1 rRNA gene is annotated in these 477 nt (G+C 57.4%); it reads right to left on the bottom strand.

Annotated features, from left to right (window positions below):
- Positions 1 to 12: 12 nt before the first annotated feature.
- A 5S ribosomal RNA gene (gene rrf / locus AC1DFR_RS22365) occupies positions 13 to 129 on the bottom strand.
- Between the last annotated feature and the right edge of the window lie 348 nt (positions 130 to 477).

The raw sequence follows: 477 nt of genomic DNA, 5'->3' as shown, positions 1-477 counted from the left end.
CCGTTAATGGTGTTCCGGCGGTGACCTACTCTCCCACACCCTCCCGGGTGCAGTACCATCGGCGCTGTGGGTCTTAGCTTCCGGGTTCGGGATGGGACCGGGCGTTTCCCCCACGCTATGACCGCCGTAACCCTTGCTCCGCCACCGGCCCGCTGTTGGCGGGGGTGGGGAAATCTGTGGTTACAACATGGCCGCTGCAGCGAATGCAGCTGTGGTGTTGTTATTTTGTTGTGGTTTTGTTCCTGTGCAACAGTGCCGTCGGTGACGGGTTTGTTGTTTGGGAACCACATAGTGGACGCAAGCAGTCTTGTTTCTTTGTACCCTCCCCCTGGTGTGAACGTCTTTTGAATCCGTTCACGGGAAGAGTGTGTGGTGTAAGTTATCGGCCTATTAGTACCGGTCAGCTTCACGAGTCGTTAGTCCTCGCTTCCACATCCGGCCTATCAACCCAGTGGTCTGGCTGGGGGCCTCTCACAC

The sequence above is a fragment of the Arthrobacter sp. 05T410 genome (assembly GCF_056396505.1).
This window is presented reverse-complemented; position numbering and strand designations above follow the sequence as displayed.